The following is an 18037-nucleotide window of genomic DNA, read 5'->3' on the forward strand; positions in this document are numbered from 1 at the left end:
ACGCAGAGCATCCTTTCAGCACCCCTCACTCCTGCACTTTTCAATCTCATTGACTGATTCCTTCCGATGAAAGTTGTCATTCTCTGTGGTGGCCTTGGCACCCGTTTGCGCGAAGAAACTGAATACCGTCCCAAGCCAATGGTCCCTGTGGGTGGGCGTCCCATTCTGTGGCACATCATGAAGCACTACGCTTCCTTTGGGCACAAGGAGTTCATCCTCTGCCTGGGCTACAAGGGTGAGGTCATCAAGGACTTCTTCCGCAACTACCACTGGAACACGAGTGACGTCACTATCAAGCTCGGGGCCAACGCCGAGCCCGTGTATCACAACGCCCACGATGAGGAAGACTGGACGGTGACGATGGTGGATACCGGGGAAAAGACCATGACCGGTGGCCGCCTCGGGCGTGTGCTCCCATTCATCGAGGAGGAGGAATTCCTCCTCACCTATGGCGATGGCGTGACCGATGTCAGCATCGCCAAGGTCGTCGACTATCACCGTGCCAAAGGCGCAGACGTGACGCTCACGGCGGTGCGCCCCGGCGGTCGCTTTGGCGAGCTCGGTCTCGACGAGGGCATGGTCACCAGCTTCATGGAAAAGCCGGAGGACAGCCCCGCCTACATCAATGGCGGCTTCTTCGTCATGAAGAAAGCGGCCATCAAGGGGCTCATCCCCGGAGATGACTGCATTCTTGAGCGCGGCCCTCTGGAAACGCTCTCGAAAACGGGCAGGCTCGCCGCCTACACCCACGATGGCTTCTGGCAGTGCATGGACAACGTGAACGAGATGGCCATGCTGAACACGCTCTGGAACTCCGGCAAAGCACCGTGGAAGTCATGGTAGCTCCCTTCGGCCAGATCTATCAGGGCAAGCGGGTGCTTGTCACCGGCCACACAGGGTTCAAGGGCGGCTGGCTCTCCCTCTGGCTGCGTGCCCTGGGCGCGGAGGTGAGCGGCTATGCCCTCGCTCCAGAACCGGGTGAGTCGCTCTTTGCCCTCATTCCGCCGGAGACGTTCAAGCATTCCCGGATTGCTGACCTGCGTGATGCGGAGGCCATGAAGAAGGCCATCGCAGACTCCAATCCGGACATCATCTTCCACCTCGCGGCACAACCCATCGTGGGCATCTCCTACCGCGCACCGATGGATACCTTCACCACGAATGCGGTGGGCACGGCGGTGCTGCTGGAAGCGATGCGCGAGGCGAACTCTCCTGCCGCGGCGGTCATCGTCACCAGTGACAAGTGCTATCGCAATGACAACACCGGCCGCCCTTTCCAGGAGTCGGATCCGCTGGGCGGTCATGATGTGTACTCCATGAGCAAGGCGGCCACCGAGCTGGTGGTCTCCGCGTGGCACTCCTCCTTCTTCGCCCATTCCAAGACACTCGGCCCTCTCGCCACCGGTCGTGCAGGCAATGTCATCGGAGGCGGTGACTATGCGGAGGATCGCATCGTGCCGGATGCCGTGCGCGCCTTCGTGAACCAGAAGCCTCTCGTACTGCGCCGTCCGCAGGCCACACGCCCGTGGCAGCATGTGCTGGAGTCCGTGAGCGGCTATCTCGCGCTGGGCCAGCGGCTCCTCACCAGCGGGGACCGGGCCAGGCTTCTGAACTTCAACTTCGGTCCCGACTTCGAAGCCGAACGCTCCGTGCAGGAGCTCATGGATTGCTGGCTCACCACCTGGCCGGATGCCATGCAGGTGCACAGCGAACCACAGCCCGCCTATGGCGAGGCCACACGCCTGAGCCTGGATCACGGCCTCGCCGTGCAGGAACTGGGATGGAAGCCTGTGTGGGACTTCCGCCACACCGTGGCACACACCGCCGCGTGGTATCGCGAGCGCCATGAGCGCCGGGCGGATGCCGCAGGCATGCTGACTTTTACTCTCGACCAAATCAACACCTACACCCGCGACGCAGCCCTCACCGGCGTTTCCTGGGCGCAATGACATCATCACCATCTCGCATGGCACAAACCGTCTCCTGCCGTTCCTGCGCTTCCACCAGTCTGGAAAAGGTCATCGACCTGGGCCTCCAGCCGCTCGCCAACAATCTGCTGCGCCCGGAGAATCTCAACCAGCCGGAGCCTCGCTTCCCTCTGGATGTGTGGGTGTGCACCCAGTGCTGGCTCATGCAGATCACGCACATCGTGCCGCCGGTGACGCTCTTCAGCGAATACGTGTACTTCTCCTCCTTCTCGGATCACATGCTGCGCCATGCGCGCGAGGCCTCGCTGCGCTACATCGAAGAGAAGAAGCTCGGCGCGCAGAGCTTTGTCATCGAGATCGCGAGCAATGACGGCTACCTTTTGAAGAACTTCGTGCAGGCCGGTGTGCCCTGCCTCGGCTTCGAGCCTGCGGCGAATATCGCGGAGGTCGCGCGCAAGACTGGTGTGGATACGCACTGCGAGTTCTTCGGCACGGAGAGCGCGGCGGGTGTGAAGTCACAACGTGGTTCAGCCGACTTGATTCTCGGCAACAACGTCTTCGCCCACGCGCCTGATACGAATGACTTTGTGAAGGGACTGGCCACCCTGCTGAAGCCGGATGGCTGGATCGTGCTGGAGTTCCCCTACGGTGCGGAGATGATTGAGAAGGTGGAGTTCGACACCATCTACCACGAGCATGTGTTCTACTTCACGCTGCTCCCCTTGATTCCCCTCTTCGAGCGGCACGGGCTGGAGATTTTCCATGTGGAGAAGATTGCCATCCATGGCGGCTCCCTGCGTGTGTTCGCCTCGCACAAAGGTCGTGAACAGGTGCGGGACTCGGTGCTCGAACGTACCACTGCGGAAATCGATGAAGGACTCAATGGCCTGCCTTACTACCAGCGCTTCAGTGAGCGCGCGGAAAAGGTGCGCCGTGATCTCATCGCCTTCCTGCAGGAGCAGAAGACCGCCGGCAAGAGCGTCGCGGCCTATGGCGCCTCCGCCAAGGGCAGCACCCTTTTGAACTATGTGGGCGATGCCGCTGGCGACCTCGCCTTCATGGCCGACCGCAGCACCTACAAGCACGGCCTGCTCAGCCCCGGCCTGCACATCCCGATTGTCCCCGCCGAGGCGCTTGCAGAGAAGCAACCGGACTATGCCCTGCTGCTCGCGTGGAACTTCGCGGAAGAAATCATGAAGCAGCAGGCCGCGTATGCGGAAAAGGGCGGCCGCTTCGTCATTCCCCTGCCGGAACTGCGGGTGGTGTAGCCTTCCATTCAAGCCTCTTCCCGCTGATCCTGTGTCCATGGAGAAGTTCACCGTCATCATTCCGGCAAAGGATCGCTGTGAGACGCTTTCCCACACGCTGGAGGCGTGCCTCGCTCACCAGGATGCGAACTTCGAGCTCCTCGTCAGCGACAACTACAGCAGCGACGCCACGCCGCAGCTTCTGGAGGAGTTCAAGGCGCGCGATGCCCGGCTGCGGTGCATCCAGCCGCCCCAGCCACTGAGCATGGCGGCGCACTTTGAGTATGTGCTCGGGCAGGTGACGGAAGGCTTCGTCATGATTCTGGGTTCTGATGACGCCATCCTGCCAAGCGCCGTCAAGCGTGCGCGGGAGTGCCTCGCCCAGCATCCCACTGCCGAGGTGCTCCATGGTGTGCCCTACATGTTTTTCTATCCCGACTTCTACAGTGAAGATGCGGGACTCATCTTTGCCCACCTGTATCCCCGCCAGGAAATCAGAAGCAGCCGCGAGTGGTTGCAGAAGGCGCTGAACTCCGAGTGTGGGGCAGCAGACATGCCCATGCCCTATCAGATGGCGTGGGTGCACACACGGGTGTTTGCGCGAATCAAACAAAGGACCGGCAGCTACATCCACTCCTGCTTCCCGGACTACTCGCTGGCCATCACAGTTGCCGCCACCACGGAAAGCTACGTGCACGTGAGCCCAGGCTATGGTGTCAGCGGCATCTCCGGCAAGAGCAATGGCCTGAGCTGCTCCTATCCCAAGGCAAGCCGCGCCATTGAATCCAGCTTCCTCACGGAGAACGAAATCACCACGCATCCCAAGCTCAAGCACACCAGATCGCTGTTCGTGGTCCTCGGCGACGCCATGCTCCGCGCGCAAGAAGCCCGCCTTCTGCCCGAGGGCGCATCCATCGCCTGGGAGAAGGTTCTCCCACGTGCATGTGTGCAATTCTACACAGAAGCATGGGAACCCGAGCAACTCCGCGAAAACATCGCCAGCATGCGTACCATCGCGGACAACTTCGGCGTTCCCAAGTCCTTGGATGGCATGGGTGATTCGAAGGAGTCCGTCCGCTCCTGGGCTTCGCAGCTGCCGTTCTTGAATGACTGGCATCATGACGAATGGGAAGCCGTGCTGGATGGCAGGCTCATCGGCGTGCGCGGTGTGCATGAGGCCGCCCGCGTCATTGAGGCGATGCTTGCCACGAGCGAGGCAGCAAAGCAGGAGTTCAACGCTGCGAATGCCTCCGAGGAAGATTTCCTCGCCTGGGGCATACTGCAGCAGGCGAAACAGGCAGCCACGCTCAGAAAGCAGCTCCGCGACCTCAACCATGAGTCAGAGCGAAGGGCGGCCGAGCGTGACCGCGCGAAGACCCAACTCGCGGGCGTTCGTGCAAAGAACGAGAAGCTGAAAGCCAAGACCAAGGAGCGTGAAGAAGCCTCAAAGACTTCATGGCTTCCGAAGTGGCTGCGCGGAAGATAAATCCTTCCTCAGAAGTCCTACCTCGCCATGCGTGAAGACCTTGCAAACATCCACTCCGAACCTCGACCGGAGATTGCCATCCCTCTTCGCAGCATGAGCTTGAATGTCTCGCTCATATCTGTTTGATGAACGTCTGCCAAGGTCCAGCCCCCCATGGTCCCCTTCACCGTTCTCATTCCCACGCTCAATCGCTGCGGCACTCTGGCGCACACGCTGGAGTCCTGCGTCGTCCAGCAGGATGAGAATTTCCGTGTGGTGGTGAGTGACAACCACAGCACGGATGAGACACGGGCGGTAGTCGAATCCTTCCAGCGACGCGACCCCAGGGTCAGCTACATCAGGCCACCGCAGCAGCTGAGCATGTCGCGGAACTTCGAGTTCCTGCTGGAGCAGGTCGAGGACGGGTTTGTGATGTTCCTTGGCTCGGATGACGGCATGCTGCCCGGCGCCATGGGTCGCGCGCGTGAGCTCCTGTCCAAATATCCGGACGCACTCGCACTGCATGGAGCCCCCAGCGGCATTTACTTCTATCCGGAAATCAGCACTGATGATGCGGGGCTGATGTACCTGCGAACAACACCCCTGGAGGAGCTTCGTTCTTCACACGAATGGCTGGCACTGGTGGCCCAGTGCAAACAGAACGTGACGCAGCTCCCCATGCCGTATGTCCTCTCCTGGATCCACCATTCCGTGTGCCAGAAGATCAAGGCAGGCAGCAACCGTTTCATCCACTCCCCCATTCCAGATTTGTTCCTCGGCATCGCGGTGGCGGCCCAGACTTCACACTATGTGAGCGTCTGCCCCGGCTTCACCATCGGCGGCATCTCGGCGGGAAGCAATGGCACTGGCACGACGCATCCCAAAGGGGACCGGTCTCTTGAGAAGACCTTCAAGGCGCAGAATGAAATCCCCTTTCATCCCAAGGTGGGATACACCCGGTCCGTTCCCGTGCTGGTGGGTGAGTGCATGCTGCAGGCGGCGGAGGCCGGCCTGCTGCCCCAGGGCATTGAGGTTGCGTGGGATCGCATCATCGCACGCGCCTGGCATCAGTTCCGCACGGAGCCCTGGAGTGAATCCGAACTTCAGGACAATCTCAAGACCCTGCAATTCCTCGCGAGCCATGTCGGAGGATCTGATATCCTGAAGGGCGCCACGGGTCCCTCATCTGCCCACGAACTGGTGGAGCGCTTTCCATTCCTTCTGGAGAACAATGATGGCGAATGGGAGCTGGTCGCCGACACACGCGCGCTCCGCCTCGCAGGCATCCATGAAGCAGGCTGCCTTGCTGAAGCCCTTTCGACAGCAGCCGTCCGTGGGGCCAACCTCGGCCCAAGCCCCACACCGAAGGAAATCTCAGATTGGGTCATGCTCGAGCAGGGGAAACAGGCCGCCACCCTGCGCCGGCAGATCAAGGCCGCGAAACAAGAATCCGGGCGACGCGCCACGGAGCGCAATCGCGTCAAATCCCAGCTCGCCGCGGCGCGCGAGAAGCAAGAGCATCTGCGCAAGAAGCTGGCCTGACCCTGACCTTCATCCCGTGATGTCCCCCACATGAACTTTCTCCCCACCGGAATTCAAGGAGCCTTCCTCGTAGAATCCAAACCGCATCATGATGAGCGGGGCTTCTTTGCGCGTACGTATTGTGAGCAGGAATTCTCCGGGAGCGAATTGAACACCCGGTGGGTGCAGCACAACCACAGCCTGAGCCGCACGACGGGCACGCTGCGCGGGCTGCACTACCAGTCCAGCCCCAGGGAGGAGATCAAGCTCGTGCGCTGCCTCAAGGGGCGCGTGTGGGATGTGGTGGTGGATCTGCGCAAGGACTCCCCCACCTTCGGACGCTGGGAGGCCCACGAACTCTCTGAGACCAACATGTGTGCGCTGTACATCCCCGTAGGTTGCGCCCACGGGTTCCAGTGCCTCACGGATGAGTGCCAGATGTTTTACTTGATGTCCGAGTTCTATGAACCGAAGTGCTCCTTCGGCGTTCGCTGGGACGACCCGGATCTGGCCATCAAGTGGCCGCTTCCGGCACTGAACATCTCCCCCCGCGACCAGGGACTGCCGCTGCTGAAGGAACTGGCATGAGGATTTTTGTCACAGGTGCAAACGGATTCATCGGCCGGGCTTTCTGCCAGGCTGCGGTCGCTGCTGGTCATGAGGTGTTGGGACTGTGCCGCAGTGCCAATGCAACGCTGCCGGACGGCTGCCAGAAGCTGGTCGGCGATTTGGAACATGTGCCATGGGACGAAGTGAAGCGCTTCGCACCTGATGCGCTGCTGCATCTGGCGTGGATCGTCACTCCCGGCGCGTATCTCAATGCACCGGAGAATGATTCCCTCATCGGTGAGAGCGAGCAGCTTTTCCGCAAATGCGCTGAGCTGGGCGTGCGCCATCTCGCGGCATCGGGCACCTGCATCGAGTATGCGCCCTCTGACGAACCGCTGAAGGAGAATGTCTCTCCGCTGGCTCCCGCGCTCGCCTATTCCAGAGGGAAGGTGGCTGCAGGCAACGTCCTCCAGGCACTCGCTACGGAGAAGGGGATTCCCTGGTCGTGGTTCCGCATCTTCTACTGCTATGGCGAAGGGGAGCATCCCAACCGCATTGTTTCATGGATCATGAGCAAGCTGGCTTCCGGTGAAGCCGTGGAGGTAAAAACTCCGGACAGTGTGAAGGATTACATCCATGTGAATGACGTGGCCTCCGCGATGCTCTGGAGCATCGAGAAAGGCATCGAGGGCCCCATAAATGTGGGCACCGGCCATGGCATTCGCATCCTCGACCTTACCCGCATGATTGCGACCACCGTGGGCGCAGACCCTTCCCTGGTATCCGGCGCCAATCCTCCTGCTCCAGATGCGTTCCCCATCACGGTGGCGGACATGACCAAACTCACCAGCTCCGGATGGAGCCCTCACATCCCGCTCACGACAGGCCTGGAGCGGATGTGCCAAACCTCCCCAGCCGCCTCCTGATAGCATCACCCCGCCCCTTAATTCACAAATGAAGCTCGAACTCGATACTGACTCCAATACCCTGCGTGTGCACGAGGGCGACAAGGTGCAAACCGTGCCCCTCTACAGCACCAAGGGCTTCGAAATCCTCTCCGACGCCTGGGTGAAGGTCGGTTGGAATCAGAAACACCCCTACACCTTCACCTGGTGGGGACGTCCGATGATTCAAAATCCGGAAGACGTGCTGCGCATCCAGGAGGTGTTGTTTGCACTGAAGCCTGACTATGTGGTCGAGACAGGCGTGGCGCATGGCGGCTCGCTCATCTTCTACGCCAGCCTGTTTGAAGCCGTGAACCACGGCAAGGTCATCGGTGTGGACATCGAGATCCGTCCGCACAACCGCAAGGCCATCGAAGCGCATCCCATGGCCAAGCGCATCACCTTGATTGAAGGCAGCTCCACGGCACCTGAAGTGGTGGCCCAGGTGAAGAAGCTCATTCCCGAAGGCTCCAAGGTGCTCGTGATCCTGGACTCGAATCACACGAAGGCGCATGTGGCTGGAGAGCTTCAGGCCTACCATGATCTGGTGAGCCCGGGTTCCTACATCGTCGCCACCGATGGGGTGATGAGCCTCGTGCATGACGTGCCCCGCGGCACGCCCTCATGGATTCTCGACAATCCCACCGAAGCCGCACGTGAGTTCGCCGAGCAGAACCCGAACTTCATCGTGGAGCAACCCAAGTGGCTCTTCAACGAAAGCGACCTCAGCGAGAACATCACCCACTGGCCGGGTGCGTGGCTGAAGCGGGTGAAGTGAAGTGATTGAGGGAGCAACGCCGGAGTTTTTTCAAGGAATGGGGGCATTCGTGCCCCCATTTTTTTGTGAGTGAGTGGGATGGCGTCTGTCGATGGATGGAGAGAAGTGGAGCCGAAGGAAGTTGAAACCGAATCTCTATATGAGAGACGTCAGGACTATCTGAGACAGTTCATGCGACGAGCGTATCTATGGATACACGGACGTGGCACAGGCCCAAGGAGCGGGAACGCCTCGTTCCCGTGGGTGAAAGGGTTTGGTGCATGTATCCACCTAAGTACCCTGTTGGAACACAGGGTACTCGATACGCAACACACCAAGCATAGTGACCGCTGACGGGAACGAGGCGTTCCCGCTCCTTGGGCCTGCCGCAACGCGCTGGGTAAGTTCATCGCGTTTAGGGCGGTTTATACAAAATCGTGGCTTTTGATCAGGGGTGACTTGCCGCACCGCGACCAGCGGTCGCAGCCACAGTAGAACCAAGGCTTACTGCCGTGGCGGATGGTTCAGGCCGTGGCTGTGGCTGCGACCGCTGGTCGCGGTTGGGGTGGCGCGCCCCCAGATGCAACGGGGGCAGGAATGCCCCCGCTCCCTGAAGTGAGGCCAAACGCTCAGCGTCTTTTACACCTTCTCAAGGAAGACCGTGAACTCATGCCGGTTGTATGACAGATGAGTCTGCGCCACCACGCGCAGGCCCGCTTGAGAGGCGGCGCTGCACACTTCATCCACCAGGGTCAGTGCGCCATGAACGGTCGCGATGCCCGGCATCTTCAACGTGAATACCACCAGTCCGCCTGACTTCAGCGAAGGTGCGAGCCGGATGACCTGCTGCATGGAATCCGCGGCTTCTCCATTGAGGTCGCAGAGCAGCGCATCATATCGTGCAGCCGCGGGAGGCTGGAATTCCGCAACGTCACACTGCACGAAGAGCAGTTGCCGCTCATGCCTCAGCCGTGCATCCAGCGGTGCGCGATCCACGGCGGTGACACGGTAGTCCCGGTTCAGCAGTTCCGAGGTCATGCCTCCCGGACTCGCGCCGAGCTCCAGCCAGTGGCTGCCTTCGGGAGGCGCGGAACGATGCAGACGCAGGTAATGCAGCGCCTCGGCAATCTTCGCTCCTGCACGGCTGATGGTGTTTTCATCGCCTTGCGCAATGAACTTGGTCCCACCGGGATAGAATCCGTTGGCAGCCCGTGGACTTTGCACACCACAATAGAGCCCCTCCCTGCCGACGAGGCAGAAGAGCGTGCTCTTCCCGGGGTCTTGGGATTCGGCATCGAGTCCGCGTGCGGCCACTTCCGGGAAAAGCTGCAACACCCGTCCACGAAGGTTGGAGGCGAGGTGCTTGTAGTACCCGGATGCACTTCCGGAGCTGAGCTGTCCCACGAGGATGGTCTGAACATCCAATCCACCAAACTTTTTCAGCATCGCCTGGGCTGCCCTTTCGATGAAGCCCTCCATCTTTTGGGGATTGCACGGCCACGCATGGTGCACGGGGATGTGCCAGCGCATGAAGATGGACGCCGTCTGGTCGGCAATCGACTCCGCCGTGAAGTCCTTTGCCCAATGATACTCCTGCCCGAGGGCAGAGGTTTTTGAAATGCCCAACCGGCTGAAGATGCCTGCGGTCTGTTCCTGGAAAACCTGGGATATCCGGATCAGGTGTCCATGCGTGGAGAGGGAGGATGGCGGCATCTATCTTATCCTCGCTTATCGAGAAGCTTGTCCTTCAGTTCCTTCGTGCGCGTGTCGATCTTGCCAGTCTTGTCACCGATGGCCTTCATCCGGCTCTCATGACTGTGCAGCGTGGTCGAGAGCTGTCTGGCGAGCGCAGCCTGCGCGAGTACGTGACCGAGTCCCATCCTGCCCGTGCGGAGATCTTCGCGAAGGGCTTCATTGATGAGCCGTGCCTCGTGGAACTTGTGATCATCGCGCTCCGCCGTCTGGGAGTTTGCCTGGAGACCATGCGCCTCCGGTGGGCGGAAGTGGTAGTGCGTGAGTGTCTGCGGCACGACCAGAATCTCATGGTGCAGCAGGAAGCGCAGATTGAAATGCCAGTCCTCCAGCACGGGATAGTCCTCAGGATACATGCCCACGGCATCCAGGGCGGAGCGGTCATAGAGGAAGGCGTGTGTGCAGAAGCAGTTCACCACTGCCAGCTGGGGCAGCGTGAGATTCGAGAGCTTCGGATTCAGCTCATAGCTGCGCTGCGGCTTCAGACCCTGCTCCACGCTGGATTCATGAATGCACAGAGTGCGGCAGACAGCGCCACGCACACTGGGATGCGGCCGCGTGTCCATGGCCCGCACCATGGCCTGGAGGTAATAGGGGTCCCATGTGTCATCGTCATCCAGCAGGGTGATGAATTCCGTCTGGGAAGCCTGGATGCCCGCATTGATGGGCACACCGCGCATGCCCGGCTTCGGATTGGCAAAACGCAGATGCGTGACGCGCCCCTGAATCCGCTCGCCATGGGTCTGCAGCAGGTGCGGCACGGCCTCGGTGTTCCCACCATCCACGATCACCCAGTGCCAGTCCTGGCAGGTCTGGCCGAGGATGCTCTGCAGCGTGCGCTCCAGCAGCACCGGACGATCAATCGTGCGGGTGATGATGGCGACGCGGCTCATGACTCTGAGGTGACGGTCGGCGCCGGCTTCGGTGGCTTGGTGTTCCACGACTCGCCCGCGGGCAGCGGCACGAAGAAGCGCTCCCAGCGTCCCTCATGCAGCCAGTGCCCCTTGGCACGTGGGTTGCGCTTCAGGAAGATCTTGCGGCCCGTCTTGTCCCGCTCCGTGCTGTTCTGCGCGAGGTAGGTCTCATCCATCTCCACGGCGGAATTGTAATTCGGATGATCATGGATGAGCACCAGATCACGGGCATCGATCACCACGCCGTCCTGGTAGGCGCGGAAGCTGAATTCATCATCCGAGTAGATGCCGAGGTAGCCGCTGTGAAGGAACTCTCCTTGCTGCTTCAGGCGTGCGCGCGTGAGGATGGCCATGCAAAGCAGGTCATCGCGGCGATGTCCATCGCTGGGGCGGAGCACGCCCGGCTGGCGCACATCCCGCAAGCGGCGCACAAATTCCTCATCCCATCCCGGAATGGGTGTCCAGTCATCCGAGAGCTGCACCAGCACGTCGCCCGTGCTGGCCTGCGCAGCGAGATTCCACGCGGCCACGCAACCACCACCCTTCTCCGGCACCACGCGATGCAACAGGCCCTTGATGGCCCGCTGCGTGGACTCATCATCACAGTCCGCGGCGAAGACGTGCTCGATGCGCCGGGGATTTGATGCGGCGCGAATCCACTTCTCCCGTGCCTCCAGCGCCTGCTCCGGACGGCCACGCGTGGCGTGGAGCAGTGAAATCTTGGGAGCCAGGAGACGACGGAACATAACAGATGCAGCAACCATGCGGCCTCTCAGCGGCGCATTTTCGGTGGGTGGGGATTGGAGAATGTGAGCGGGAAAAGGGTGCCCGTTGCAGCGCCCCGTGTCAATCCTGCCCGTCATCAAGCTTTCAATCCCGCCCACACTTCCCGCACCGTGCGCACCGTGCCGGTGCGCACATCATGGACGCGGCAGGCGGCGATCACTTCACGCCGCTCCGCAGCGGAGGCGAAGGTGAGTTTCCCGGAGGGATCACGCGCTTCACGGAACTTTGCCTCGACAAACGCCTCCGCGGATGTGCGGATGGGGAAGGCCCCGGCAATATCACGACGGAGGAAGAAGGCATTATTTCCCGCGCTGTTGCAGCCGACCAGCACATAACCTTTCTCACGGCCCAGATGCTCCAGCGCAGCGAGCGAGGCACCGTAGAAGACATTGGAGAAGTGCGCCTTCGACCGCATGAAGGAGGCATCCGGCGGGATGGTGACTGCGGCATCCGGGCCGAAGACACTGTTGTACTCAGACACCACGATCCATGGATTCACGGAATCAATCGCCTTCCAGATCCAGTAGTCCATGCCATCCACATCCACGCTGAGGATGCCGAGGTCTCCGGCGAAGCCTGCATCGCGGATGAGCTGGTTGATATTTTCCGGCGTGATGAAGGAGGCCACAGCGGTGAGGTCATGCCGCCAGTACAGGTTGTCCTGCTTGATGCGATTCACGTTTTCCTCAGAGCCATCCAGCACGAGACCGCGCCAGTTGTCCTTCTGCAGGAGGAAGCGCGTATTCGCCTCCACATAAGATTCCACGCCGAACTCGACAAACGTCTGGTGGGGCGCCTTGAGGTGGTGGAGCAGATGCTGCAGGATGCCATCCTCACCCCACTGGGAGAAGACCTGGAACTCAATCTCGGAGAAGGGCGTGCCGGGCGGCTTGGGCGCCATGGAGGCTGTGGCGATGCGGCCGCACAGGACCTTCAGCGACTCCATCTCCTGGGAGAGGCGGCCAGCTTCACGCTCGAAGCGCGAGGCATTCTGCACCGCGTGCGTGGCCTTCTCCTTCAACTGGTCGAACTTTGTCTTGAGCTTTTTGACACTGTCAGAAAGGGCATCGTCCTTGCGGCCTTTCTTGAATGGATTGGAGAGCATGCCTGCCATGGTGGAGTGGATCGGGGTGCTTAAGCCGGTCGTCTGGTGGTCGCAACTTCAAATGCCCGCCGGCAGAGGTCCGCCAGCCGCAGACCGTAGGTGTGGGCAAAGGCACGCTCGGCCGCGAGGCTCCGGGACTCCTGGGCGAGGTCCGGCCCGGCCGCGAGATGCGGCCAGTGCGAGCGGAGGTAGGTGGCGAGCGCCTCCGGAGCATCACACCCGAAGTGGCCAAGCGCCATGGGCGCCTGCTCACGATGCACGGGAAGGTCCGAGCACATGAGCGGACGGCCGAGCGCCTTGATATCCTGCACCACGGTGCTCCAGCCTTCAAAGCGCGAGGGCTGGATCACCAGCGCGGCGCAGCGCATGAGCTGCTGCAGGTGCGCAAAGGGCACCTGCCCCAGAGGCACCACCTGACCCGCCAAGCCCTGCTGTGCGATACTCTGCAATATGCGCGACGTGGGTGCATTCGAAGGATCACGATAGTCCGAGGGCAGGCCGGTGAAGACAGCGGGAATGCGCACGCCTTCCGCCGCGAGTTTCCCCAGCGCCTCAATCACCACGCCGTGGTTCTTGTGGGCCCAGTACTGGTTCGCCACGAGGAGGAACTTCTCCGGCAGGTGGTACTGGCGCACGATGTCCCTGGGTTCGCCGGAGGGAAGCTCTTCAAACACCAGGCTGGAGGGGAATGGCGCGACCCATGCCTTCTCCGATGCATGGGAGAGCGTGGCATCGTAGTCGGTCTTTGCTGCTTGGCTGGAGAGCAGGATGAAGTTCGAGTTCTGCGCGCGCTGCTGGAAGTTCTCCTCGCGATCCTTGTACTCCTGCGTGGTGAAAAACTGCGGCAGGTGCAGATGCTGGAAGTCCGTGATCCAGGAGACCACCCCCACCCCGGGAATCTGCGGTGGTGTGCCAAAGAGCTCGATGACCACGTGGATGTCATGATGTGCCGCAGACGCCTCCAGCGCGCCACGCCCACCACTGGCAGGCAGCATGAACCAGCGGCGGCCCGGGAGATGCTGCGGCACGGCATGCTTCCCGGATTCATCGCGGGGCGCGAGGATGCCGAGCTCGAGATTCCGCTCCTTCGCCACGAGATCCAGCGAGCGGGTGAACATGCGCATGAAGGCGGCCAGCGCGGCCCAGCCGGTCGCCTCACGATACAGGACCGCGACGCGCAACGTGGAGCCATAGGGCACGGCATCTTGCGAGGCCAGCACCCTGCCTGCGATGTCGTTGCACAGGTGAAGGCCATCAGCCAGACGGGAGACTGCCGTGGGAGTGCTCATGCGGTGCGTGCGGTGCTTTCTTGAGTCCAGTGATGCAGGGTCTGCTGCAGGGCCTGCGGAAAGGCCAGGGGACGCCACTCGGGAAGGAAGGTCTCCAGCCGCTCCGTGCAGGCCTCCCAGTGCAGCGGGTCGCCGGGGCGCTTGCGATTCAGGCACCGGATGGGTTTGTCCGACTGCAGACCGGCGCCGATGGCGTGCGCCATGTCGAGGATGGAACGTTGCTGACCGCTGGCGAGATTGAAGATCCATGGAGTGCCCCGCTGGGCAAAGGTGTCACGTTTGGAAGCCAGCATGAGCAGCGCGCTGGAGACATCCCATTCACTGAGGAAATCGCGCGTTTCTTCCCCCGTGCCATCGATGTCCACCGTGGCGCCAGAGCCACGGAAGCGGTCGAAGAGCTCCCACACGAGAAGGCGGTGCTGCGATGCGCCGAAGACGGAGAAGAGACGGGTGATGACGACAGGCAGGCCGAAGTGATCATGATGCTCACGCGCGAGACACTCGCACAGCATCTTGTGCCAGCCGTAGGGGGAGATGGGGTGCAGCGGCGCCTCTTCACGCACCGGCAGGCTCTCCGGATCCCCATACACGGCTGCGCTGGAGGGGAAGATGACGAGCGGCTTGAGCTTCGAAATACGCACCGCCTCCAGCAGGTGGGACCACGTGCCAAAGGAGGCGCGCAGATCCTCATGCGGACTCTGCATGGACTGCGCAACGGAGGCACTGCCCGCGCCGTGGATGATGCAGTCCGGCCGGATCTCATGCAAATGGCCTGCCAGCACCTCGGGATGCTGATCCCAGTCGATGGGAAGCGCCTGGCTGCCTGCGGGCTGGTGGCGCCCGGCGGCCCACACTTCATGTCCTGCGGCTCGCGCCTCCCGCACCATCACACGCCCCAGAAAACCAGCCGCGCCCGTGACGAGCAGGCGCATGGACGGCTGGGAGCCGGGAGTGAGGGGTGGCATTGACATGAAGGGGTACACATGATACGCGCAGCCATTGTCTGCAAACAGCATTCTGCATGTCTGTGGCTTATCTGCGCCAGCGCGGGTCCGTCACAGACTGAAGGCGGCGCCCGCCTCCCGTGAATGAGGCCGCGGGCCCCTGTGAACGATGACGAGCAAAAACATCCCCTACATCCGCAAGCTGGACCATCTCAGGTTCTTTGCTGCGTGGCTGGTGGGTGTGTATCACTACTATCATTTTCAAACGCCGGCCTACAACGGATTCAAGGACCCGCGGGTGCTGACTTCGAAGCCGTTCTCCGCCTTCCTCATTGAAGGGCACACCGGCGTGGCGCTTTTCCTTGTGCTGAGTGGCTTCATCTTCGCGGCCATCTGCTATCGCAGGGAGGTGAGCTATCCGGGGTTTGTGATGAATCGCGTGCTGCGCATCTTTCCCCTCTATGGCGTGGCCATCTTCCTCGCGACCATGCTGGCCGGTGCGCCGCTGGCGCAGTTCTTCGGCTCGCTCCTCCTGCCCTACCCCGGCAGGGAAATGGTGAGCTATGTCCCCATCACGCCCCATCTGTGGACCATCCGGCTGGAGTTTCAGTTCTACCTCATCTTCCCCTTCCTCATCCTCTTCGCGGCGAAGTATGGCCTGCGCTATCTCCTGGGTCTGATCCTGCTCGCCCTCTCCATCCGCTGCATGATCTGGGTATCGCCGGAGCATGACAAGCTGAAGGATGCCGTGTACGGCACTCTGGTGGGAAGGCTGGATCAGTTTGCCATCGGCATGCTGGCGGGGAGCCTCTACTCCGGCAGGGCAGACATCCGCCTGCCGAAATGGCTGGGCTGGCGCTACCTGCCGCTGATTGCCTGGCTGGCGCCTCTCGGCGTGGTGTATCTGTTTCACCGGCTCGGGGGCAATAGTCATCTGCCACCGGGACATGGGTTCTGGGTCATCTATCCTGATCTGGAGGGGCTGGCCTGGGCCTTCTTCACCCTGGCCTATGTGCTGGCACCATGGGACTGGCCGGAGCGCATCTCCAAGGCGCTGGGCTGGCTCGGCGCGCTGAGCTTTTCCTTGTACATCAACCACTGGATCTTCGCGCATGATCTCACGTGGCGGAGGCTGGAGATGCCGTGGGGCCGCATGGCGCTGCCACAGCTCTCCGAGAGCATGACCACGAATGCACTGCTGGGTTTCACCTTTGTGGCGCTCCCGCTGCTGGTCCTCTTCTCGGCAATCACCTATTATGTGATCGAGAAGCCCTTCTTTGAGCTTCGCCGCAGCTACTTGAAAAAGAAGCCTGGGGAAGGTGGCGATGATCGTGATCGCAATCGTGCCGCCGCCCCTCCAGCTTCACCTCCTTCCTCATGATTCCCTCTCCCCCACCCCTTGAGGTCCCGGTGCTGCTGCTGGTCTTCCGCCGGCTGGATACGCTGCGCCGTGTCGTGGATGCACTGCGTGCGGTGCGGCCCACGCGCGTGTACATCGCAGCGGATGGTCCCAAGGCAGGAGATACCGCCACCGCCGCGAAGTGCGCTGAGGTGCGCCAGTATCTCGCAGAGGCCATCGACTGGCCCTGCGCGGTAAAGACGCTCTATCGCGATCACAACCTCGGCTGCGGTGCTGCGGTCAGCGGTGGCATTTCATGGTTCTTCCAGCACGAGGTGGAGGGCATCATCCTGGAAGATGACACCCTGCCTGCTCCAGATTTTTTCCCCTACTGCGCCGGCCTGCTGGCACGTCATCGCGATGACAAGCGCGTGATGTGCATCTCTGGTGACAACTTCCAGGACGGACAGTGGCGCGGTGAAGGTGACTACTATTTCTCCAAGCATCCGCACTGCTGGGGCTGGGCCTCGTGGCGCCGGGCATGGGAGCTGAATACCAATGCCTTCCCCGGATTGCATGAGGCGCCGCATGCGGACTGGTGGCAGAGCATCCATGAAGATCCCGCCGAGTCCCTGTACTGGGAGCGCGCCTTCCACACTGCGCAGCGGGGCGAGGTCGACACGTGGGACTATCAATGGACCTATGCCTGCTGGCAGCACGGTGGTCTCACCGCGTTACCCAATGTGAATCTCGTGGCGAACATCGGCTTTGGCGGTGAAGCCACACACACCATGGATGCCACGCACCAATGGTCCGAACGCAAGACCGGCACCCTGGAAAGCCTGCGCGCGCCTGCTGCGGTGGCACGTGATGTGGACGCGGATCTCTATACCTTCACCCATCATCACTGCCCCGCCGGCAGCGAAGCCGAGCGCATCCTGTGGGAAGCGCTCATCAAACAGCAACGCCGCGAGAACAAAGACCTGCGCCGCAAGGTGGTGGAGATGGAAAAGCAGAACGCTTCCATCGCGAAGGAACTGAAGTGGGCCGTGGCGAACAAGTGGAAGGCAGCACGACGATTGCTTTCCGGCCGGTGGCCGGAGGTGTGAGAACGTAGGGTCACACTGGAGTAGCAACTCTGCGGTGTGCGGCAACTCATTGCAGCCATTCGCAGTTTGCTTCACGTGGAAGTGGAACCCGAGGATGTCTGCAGCATGTCTTGCTTTTTCCACAGCACATCCTGCGTCGGGAGACGACAGCCCACACAGCTATTGATATGCTGACTATCTGGCAATCTAGAATTCCCTTTGCCTGATGGTGAATCCGGCAGGCTCATGGCCAGCCTTTGCTCTCGGGTGGAGCGGACGGCATTGGGCGTGGTCATCCCTGCCGAGCTGACTGGCTAGAGCATTTTCTATTTAATTTGTCGCATATTGAGGAGGATGGTAGAGTGTAGCTCATGAAGAGCTTCAGTCTGGATCTGCGCAAGCGACTGGT

The 18037-nt window shown here is 61.3% G+C and carries 16 protein-coding genes; 10 read left to right on the forward strand and 6 right to left on the reverse strand.

What is annotated here, in order from left to right:
- The first annotated feature begins 66 nt into the window (after window positions 1-66).
- From rfbF to DES53_RS29250, 8 genes are all read left to right on the forward strand, one after another.
- Window positions 67-843: a glucose-1-phosphate cytidylyltransferase gene (rfbF, locus tag DES53_RS29215; protein ID WP_113961887.1), complete on the forward strand. Its 777-nt coding sequence runs from the start codon at window positions 67-69 to the stop codon at window positions 841-843.
- The gene (rfbG, locus tag DES53_RS29220; protein WP_147263702.1) at window positions 837-1949 is read left to right on the forward strand and encodes a CDP-glucose 4,6-dehydratase; all 1113 of its coding nucleotides are present in this window, start codon (window positions 837-839) and stop codon (window positions 1947-1949) included. The genes rfbF and rfbG overlap by 7 nt, the downstream gene beginning before the upstream one ends.
- A gap of 17 nt (window positions 1950-1966) precedes the next feature.
- Window positions 1967-3196 carry a class I SAM-dependent methyltransferase gene (locus DES53_RS29225; protein ID WP_211325729.1) on the forward strand — a complete coding sequence of 410 codons (1230 nt, stop codon included), beginning with the start codon at window positions 1967-1969 and terminating at the stop codon, window positions 3194-3196.
- A gap of 37 nt (window positions 3197-3233) precedes the next feature.
- Window positions 3234-4661, forward strand: a complete 1428-nt coding sequence (locus DES53_RS29230; RefSeq protein ID WP_170157514.1) for a glycosyltransferase family A protein — start codon at window positions 3234-3236, stop codon at window positions 4659-4661.
- A gap of 153 nt (window positions 4662-4814) precedes the next feature.
- Entirely contained in the window at window positions 4815-6182 is a 1368-nt protein-coding gene (locus tag DES53_RS29235) for a glycosyltransferase family A protein (RefSeq protein ID WP_113961891.1), read from the forward strand.
- Between the two features lie 30 nt (window positions 6183-6212).
- On the forward strand, window positions 6213-6749 hold the full coding sequence (rfbC, locus tag DES53_RS29240; RefSeq protein WP_113961892.1) for a dTDP-4-dehydrorhamnose 3,5-epimerase: 537 nt from the start codon (window positions 6213-6215) through the stop codon (window positions 6747-6749).
- The gene (locus DES53_RS29245) at window positions 6746-7636 is read left to right on the forward strand and encodes an NAD-dependent epimerase/dehydratase family protein (RefSeq protein WP_113961893.1); all 891 of its coding nucleotides are present in this window, start codon (window positions 6746-6748) and stop codon (window positions 7634-7636) included. The genes rfbC and DES53_RS29245 overlap by 4 nt, the downstream gene beginning before the upstream one ends.
- 28 nt (window positions 7637-7664) lie before the next feature.
- The gene (locus tag DES53_RS29250) at window positions 7665-8432 is read left to right on the forward strand and encodes a cephalosporin hydroxylase family protein (protein WP_113961894.1); all 768 of its coding nucleotides are present in this window, start codon (window positions 7665-7667) and stop codon (window positions 8430-8432) included.
- A 618-nt stretch (window positions 8433-9050) separates the two neighbouring features.
- Here DES53_RS29250 and DES53_RS29255 read toward each other — a convergent pair.
- From DES53_RS29255 to DES53_RS29280, 6 genes are all read right to left on the reverse strand, one after another.
- The gene (locus tag DES53_RS29255) at window positions 9051-10124 is read right to left on the reverse strand and encodes an SAM-dependent methyltransferase (protein ID WP_113961895.1); all 1074 of its coding nucleotides are present in this window, start codon (window positions 10122-10124) and stop codon (window positions 9051-9053) included.
- 5 nt (window positions 10125-10129) lie between these two features.
- Window positions 10130-11056 carry a glycosyltransferase family 2 protein gene (locus tag DES53_RS29260; protein ID WP_113961896.1) on the reverse strand — a complete coding sequence of 309 codons (927 nt, stop codon included), beginning with the start codon at window positions 11054-11056 and terminating at the stop codon, window positions 10130-10132.
- Window positions 11053-11823 carry a glycosyltransferase family A protein gene (locus DES53_RS29265; protein WP_170157515.1) on the reverse strand — a complete coding sequence of 257 codons (771 nt, stop codon included), beginning with the start codon at window positions 11821-11823 and terminating at the stop codon, window positions 11053-11055. The genes DES53_RS29260 and DES53_RS29265 overlap by 4 nt, the downstream gene beginning before the upstream one ends.
- Before the next feature lie 116 nt (window positions 11824-11939).
- On the reverse strand, window positions 11940-12977 hold the full coding sequence (locus tag DES53_RS29270) for a hypothetical protein (protein WP_211325730.1): 1038 nt from the start codon (window positions 12975-12977) through the stop codon (window positions 11940-11942).
- 20 nt (window positions 12978-12997) lie between these two features.
- Window positions 12998-14257: a glycosyltransferase gene (locus DES53_RS29275; protein WP_170157516.1), complete on the reverse strand. Its 1260-nt coding sequence runs from the start codon at window positions 14255-14257 to the stop codon at window positions 12998-13000.
- Window positions 14254-15228, reverse strand: a complete 975-nt coding sequence (locus DES53_RS29280; protein WP_170157517.1) for an NAD-dependent epimerase/dehydratase family protein — start codon at window positions 15226-15228, stop codon at window positions 14254-14256. Before DES53_RS29280 ends, DES53_RS29275 begins: the two co-directional genes overlap by 4 nt.
- 142 nt (window positions 15229-15370) lie before the next feature.
- Between DES53_RS29280 and DES53_RS29285 the strand changes: the two genes are divergently transcribed.
- Window positions 15371-16582: an acyltransferase family protein gene (locus tag DES53_RS29285; protein WP_113961900.1), complete on the forward strand. Its 1212-nt coding sequence runs from the start codon at window positions 15371-15373 to the stop codon at window positions 16580-16582.
- Complete coding sequence (locus DES53_RS29290; RefSeq protein ID WP_113961901.1) at window positions 16579-17649, forward strand: glycosyltransferase family 2 protein; 1071 nt, start codon at window positions 16579-16581, stop codon at window positions 17647-17649. Before DES53_RS29285 ends, DES53_RS29290 begins: the two co-directional genes overlap by 4 nt.
- Window positions 17650-18037 lie beyond the last annotated feature (388 nt).

This window comes from Roseimicrobium gellanilyticum (genome assembly GCF_003315205.1).
GTDB classification, from domain to species: domain Bacteria; phylum Verrucomicrobiota; class Verrucomicrobiia; order Verrucomicrobiales; family Verrucomicrobiaceae; genus Roseimicrobium; species Roseimicrobium gellanilyticum.

Coding starts and splice junctions, on each gene's coding strand:
- rfbF (WP_113961887.1), top strand. CDS start 67: ATGAAAGTTGTCATTCTCTGTGGTGGCCTTGGCACCCGTTTGCGCGAA.
- rfbG (WP_147263702.1), top strand. CDS start 837: ATGGTAGCTCCCTTCGGCCAGATCTATCAGGGCAAGCGGGTGCTTGTC.
- DES53_RS29225 (WP_211325729.1), top strand. CDS start 1,967: ATGGCACAAACCGTCTCCTGCCGTTCCTGCGCTTCCACCAGTCTGGAA.
- DES53_RS29230 (WP_170157514.1), top strand. CDS start 3,234: ATGGAGAAGTTCACCGTCATCATTCCGGCAAAGGATCGCTGTGAGACG.
- DES53_RS29235 (WP_113961891.1), top strand. CDS start 4,815: ATGGTCCCCTTCACCGTTCTCATTCCCACGCTCAATCGCTGCGGCACT.
- rfbC (WP_113961892.1), top strand. CDS start 6,213: ATGAACTTTCTCCCCACCGGAATTCAAGGAGCCTTCCTCGTAGAATCC.
- DES53_RS29245 (WP_113961893.1), top strand. CDS start 6,746: ATGAGGATTTTTGTCACAGGTGCAAACGGATTCATCGGCCGGGCTTTC.
- DES53_RS29250 (WP_113961894.1), top strand. CDS start 7,665: ATGAAGCTCGAACTCGATACTGACTCCAATACCCTGCGTGTGCACGAG.
- DES53_RS29255 (WP_113961895.1), bottom strand. CDS start 10,124: ATGCCGCCATCCTCCCTCTCCACGCATGGACACCTGATCCGGATATCC.
- DES53_RS29260 (WP_113961896.1), bottom strand. CDS start 11,056: ATGAGCCGCGTCGCCATCATCACCCGCACGATTGATCGTCCGGTGCTG.
- DES53_RS29265 (WP_170157515.1), bottom strand. CDS start 11,823: ATGTTCCGTCGTCTCCTGGCTCCCAAGATTTCACTGCTCCACGCCACG.
- DES53_RS29270 (WP_211325730.1), bottom strand. CDS start 12,977: ATGGCAGGCATGCTCTCCAATCCATTCAAGAAAGGCCGCAAGGACGAT.
- DES53_RS29275 (WP_170157516.1), bottom strand. CDS start 14,257: ATGAGCACTCCCACGGCAGTCTCCCGTCTGGCTGATGGCCTTCACCTG.
- DES53_RS29280 (WP_170157517.1), bottom strand. CDS start 15,228: ATGTCAATGCCACCCCTCACTCCCGGCTCCCAGCCGTCCATGCGCCTG.
- DES53_RS29285 (WP_113961900.1), top strand. CDS start 15,371: ATGACGAGCAAAAACATCCCCTACATCCGCAAGCTGGACCATCTCAGG.
- DES53_RS29290 (WP_113961901.1), top strand. CDS start 16,579: ATGATTCCCTCTCCCCCACCCCTTGAGGTCCCGGTGCTGCTGCTGGTC.